The organism is Metabacillus niabensis (assembly GCF_902829255.1).
Classification (GTDB): domain Bacteria; phylum Bacillota; class Bacilli; order Bacillales; family Bacillaceae; genus Metabacillus; species Metabacillus niabensis.
Genome location: NZ_CADEPK010000453.1, coordinates 1 through 5115 on the forward strand (window position 1 = coordinate 1; position 5115 = coordinate 5115).

Sequence of the window (5115 nt, forward strand, 5' to 3'; positions counted from 1 at the left end):
AACAACGATTAAAAAAATAAAAACCTCATTGTTTTCAAAAACAAGAACATTCCCAACAACAATATATTTCGCATCATTTATCTTCTGAATAAGAGGTACCTCATCAGCATCAAATTCATCGCGAATTTCGCCAACAATTTCCTCAAGAATATCTTCAACTGTTACAAGTCCTGCCGTTCCACCATATTCATCAATTAGGACCGCCATATGGATACGTTCCTTTTGCATTTTGACGAGTAACTCATGAATTGGTATCGATTCAATTACTTGAATAATCGGCCTTATATACTGTTCGATTGAAAATGGTTTTTGCTTATCAAAGTGGATAAGATCTGTGAAAATTTCTTTAATATTTACGACACCGATAATATGGTCTTTATCGCCATCGACAATTGGATAACGTGTATACTTTTCATCTTTAATAATTTCTAATTGCTCTTGAATTGGCGCATCGATTGATAATGAAACAATTTCGGTTCTTGGCACCATAATTTCTTTTGCAATACGGTTATCAAATTCAAAGATTTTGTTCACATATTTAAATTCAGATTGGTTAATTTCACCACTTTTGTAGCTTTCCGATAAAATAATTCTTAGTTCCTCTTCACTATGTGCTAGCTCATGCTCTGAAACAGGCTTTAAGCCAAAAATTCCAGTTATAAATCGAGCCGACCCGTTTAAAGCCCAAATAAACGGGTACATAATACGATAGAAGGCCATTAACGGTTTAGAAAACCAAATACTAATCGCTTCAGCCTTTTGTATCGCAACTGTTTTCGGTGCTAATTCACCTACTACAACATGAAGGAAGGTAATCGTTGAAAATGCGATAACAAACGAAAGAACAGTTGAAATAGACCCAGGCATGTGTATTTGTTCAAAAACTGGTGCTAATAAATGCTCAATCGTCGGTTCACCAAGCCACCCTAATCCTAATGCTGTAATTGTAATTCCTAGCTGACAAGCCGACAAATATTCATCTAAATTATCTATAACCTTTTTTGTCGCACTTGCCTTTTTGTTTCCTTCTGCAATTAATTGGTCAATACGAGAGCTCCTAATTTTAATGATTGCAAATTCAGAAGCAACGAAAAAACCCGTAAGAGCGATTAAAATTGCAACAAGCAACAAATTCACTATGTCCAAATAAGCTTCCTTACTCCGTCAGTGACGGAAAAGGAGTCACCTCCTGAGAGTTATATCATATTTATCTTTCCTGTCGTTCTTCTTATAGGTTTTGACTAGTATTAGCGTCCGCTTGGAGTACAATAAGGGATGCTATTAGTCTATTCATTTTTAACTCTGCCCCATATTATCACCCCACAGATTGTATTAGTTTAATAATAATACGAATGAAACATTACCGTCAAACTTTACCCTTACTCGATTTTTTAAATAAATATGTGAAAATCTGACTAAAAATACCTTTTTCGGTAAAATATCGCGTTTTACGAGCATAAATGAATGATTAAAGCTTCAAATAAATGTTTGAGAATGAAAGAAAGATAATTTTCTAGACTACTTTTCTCTCAATTTGATTTATAAATGTTGGAATATAGTCCTCTGTCCATGAGAATAGTATCAACTCTTTTCCATTCAATACGCCTATATTTTCTGACAAGCATCATTCAGTAGGTAATTTTTTCACTAATAACAAAATAAGTGCTCCTAAACAAACATACCCGAAAATTGGATATAATAATGTAATTAATGAACTATAGCCGATTTTGCTAATAAACGCAGCGATACATAATATCCCACATATTATCGTCATTCCTGGTATTTTAAAGTACGAGTTTAATTGTTTTTCAAGCCCGTACAAATTTCCGATAACTGAAGTAAATACCTCGCCATAAATAACTGCAATATAAATGAAATAAATAGCAAAGAACGTCGTTTTCATTACTTCTGCCATTGGAATATCATATTGTGTTAAATGAGGTAAGCTTGATAGTGCAAAATGACTGCTTATTAAAACAATCATTAAAAATACCCCTCCAAGGAACCCTCCTCTTTTTAATACTTGCTCATCATTAATCTCTTTAGCTAATGGAACAAGAACAGCTGATGCCATTGTAATATTAAAAGCGGCATATGAAAATGCTGATATAATCCATTTAACAGAACTCGACTCTTCATGTGGTAAAAGTAGAATTGATTCGATGGAAAATGATTGAAAGGCAAGGAAGATACTAAATGTAATTAACATCGGGACTACTATGATATTGACACTAAACAACCCTTTGATACCAAACGCCATCACTAATATTGTGAGCAAAATTGTGACGATTACACCGATTCTTACTGATAATCCTAATTGTTCTTTAAAGATTGCTCCCGCTCCGGAAAGCATAATAGATGTTAATCCGAATAACACTAGCATCATAAAAAGATTCACAATCCCGCCGAACTGTCTGCCGAATAAATACGTCATTAAATCTTGATAAGAATTTGCTTGAATTCTCTTTGATAAAATTAACATTTTCGTTCCTAGTTTTATAAAAAGTATTCCCGCTAAAAAAATCCCTGCAAGTCCATATATTCCATGTTTAGTGAAAAACTCAACAATTTCCCTTCCAGTTGCAAATCCAGCACCTACTACTGTTCCGACATATACTGCTGCAACTTGTATTGAAGATATCCATTTCTTCATATTATGTACACCTCTCTAATCGTAAACAAAGCTTGTATCATTATATGAAGGAATACTCAGATAATGCTCTTTCTCTTCCCGGTATGGAAAAAATTACATCTTTCTTATCATAGGCAAAATACTTGAAAGTCAAAAAAGGTCAAAGTATACTATAGTCAAAGATGGTCAAATTGACCGCTTCTTTTTATCACACATTGGTCAAACTTAGTCAAAGCTTTGAGAATTCATTTTAATCTTTAAGCGTAACTAATTGGAAATTTTTAAAAAGAAAGGGATGGTTTTCGATGATGTGTGAAAAATGTCAAATGAATAAGGCTACAATTCACTTAAACTTGCAATTAAATAATAAAAAAACAGAGGCTGCATTATGTCACGACTGTTATGCAGCATATAAACAATCAATTCCAACTGGATTTGCAAATGGATTTTCTTCATTTCCATTTGACGAATTATTTAAAGGATTCCAAGCAAATGCTCCTTTTAATCAACAAACTCAAGCACAACCTCAGCAAAATGGTGGTGGAGGTATTCTTGATCAGCTTGGTCGTAATCTAACACAAGCTGCTCGTGCAGGTCTGATCGATCCTGTTATTGGCCGTGATGAGGAAGTTGAACGAGTCATTGAAATATTAAATCGTCGCAACAAAAATAACCCTGTCCTTATTGGTGAGCCAGGTGTCGGTAAAACAGCGATTATCGAAGGTCTTGCCTTAAAAATTGCAAACGGGACAGTGCCAGCAAAACTAACAAATAAAGAAGTATATTTATTAGATGTCGCTTCTTTAGTTGCAAGCACAGGAATAAGAGGTCAATTTGAGGAAAGAATGAAAAAAATCATTCAAGAGCTCCAGCAAAAGAAAAATATTATCCTTTTCATTGATGAGATTCATCAATTAGTTGGTGCAGGTTCAGCAGAGGGTTCTATGGATGCAGGCAATATTTTAAAACCAGCTCTTGCCCGTGGTGAGCTTCAAGTCGTTGGTGCGACAACGTTAAAGGAATATCGCACAATTGAAAAGGATGCAGCATTAGAACGACGTTTCCAGCCTGTTACCGTCCATGAGCCATCAGTTGAAAAAGCAATTGACATTTTAAAAGGAATTCAAGACAAATATGAGGCATATCACCATGTATCATATACACCTAAGGCGATCGAAGCATGTGTCACATTATCACAAAGATATATCCAAGATCGTTTCTTACCTGATAAAGCAATTGACCTACTTGATGAGGCCGGCTCTAAAAAGAATTTACACATCGTACAAGTAAGCAATGAAGAACTAAAACAACGACTTGCACAAATTATGAAACAAAAGCAAGAAGCAACCGAAAAAGAAGATTATGAAAAAGCTGCTAAATTAAGAGATGAAGAAATTCGTCTAGAAGCACAACTAAACCAAGAAGCGACTTCAGAAAAACTGATAGTAGATGTAGAAGACATTCAAGCTATCATAGAAAAGAAAACTGGTATTCCTGTTGGAAAGCTTCAAGAAAATGAACAATCTAAGCTAAAGCATTTAGTAGAAAATCTCTCTAAAAAGGTTATCGGTCAAAAAGATGCGGTAACAAAAGTGGCAAAAGCAATTAGAAGAAGCCGTGCTGGCTTAAAGTCTAAAACAAGACCAATTGGCTCATTTCTCTTTGTTGGACCAACTGGTGTTGGGAAAACCGAATTAACAAAAACCTTAGCTGAAGAATTATTCGGTTCAAAAGATGCCATGATTCGCTTAGATATGAGTGAATATATGGAGAAACATGCTGTATCAAAAATAATTGGTGCTCCTCCAGGATATGTTGGTCATGATGAAGCTGGTCAGCTTACTGAAAAGGTTCGCAGAAATCCTTATAGCATCATTTTATTAGATGAGATTGAAAAGGCTCATCCTGACGTTCAGCATATGTTCCTGCAAATTCTTGAAGATGGCCGTTTAACAGATAGTCAAGGACGAACAGTTAGCTTTAAAGATACAGTAATTATTATGACAAGCAATGCAGGTGTAACAGATAAACAAATTAAAGTTGGCTTTAATACACAAGCAAATACAGCTGTTGAGGAAAGTCATCTTTTACAATCATTAGGTTCTTTCTTTAAACCAGAATTTCTAAATCGCTTTGATAACATTATTGAATTCTCTTCACTTGAGAAAGATGATTTGTTAAAAATCGTCACACTTATGCTTAAAGAGTTAGAGCATACACTAGCTGAGCAACATATTGCACTTGAAGTAACAACGAATGCGAAGGAAAAGCTTGCTGAACTCGGCTACCATCCGTCATTTGGTGCTAGACCACTTCGCCGTGCTATTCAAGAACATGTTGAAGATAAGCTAACAGATTTACTTCTTGATGAAGATGAAATCTCATCCGTACTTGTTGATGTAAAAGAAAATGAAATCATTGTCGTAAAAAACAATTAATATGACAAAAGGAAAATCTCATAAATATATAAGGTGTCTCAAAAC

3 protein-coding genes are annotated in these 5115 nt (G+C 34.7%); 1 reads left to right on the forward strand and 2 read right to left on the reverse strand.

The window, feature by feature from the left end:
- Both HU235_RS24530 and HU235_RS24535 read right to left on the reverse strand, forming a co-directional pair.
- Window positions 1–1146 (reverse strand): hemolysin family protein (locus HU235_RS24530; RefSeq protein ID WP_174881890.1); only part of this gene is annotated, 1146 nt, incomplete at its 3' end.
- A gap of 478 nt (window positions 1147–1624) precedes the next feature.
- Window positions 1625–2653, reverse strand: coding sequence for a YkvI family membrane protein (locus tag HU235_RS24535; RefSeq protein ID WP_095302986.1), 1029 nt, complete (start codon window positions 2651–2653; stop codon window positions 1625–1627).
- A gap of 284 nt (window positions 2654–2937) precedes the next feature.
- On the opposite strand from HU235_RS24535, the gene HU235_RS24540 reads away from it, so the two are divergent.
- Window positions 2938–5070, forward strand: a complete 2133-nt coding sequence (locus tag HU235_RS24540) for an ATP-dependent Clp protease ATP-binding subunit (RefSeq protein ID WP_095302985.1) — start codon at window positions 2938–2940, stop codon at window positions 5068–5070.
- Window positions 5071–5115 lie beyond the last annotated feature (45 nt).

Coding starts and splice junctions, on each gene's coding strand:
- HU235_RS24535 (WP_095302986.1), bottom strand. CDS start 2,653: ATGAAGAAATGGATATCTTCAATACAAGTTGCAGCAGTATATGTCGGA.
- HU235_RS24540 (WP_095302985.1), top strand. CDS start 2,938: ATGATGTGTGAAAAATGTCAAATGAATAAGGCTACAATTCACTTAAAC.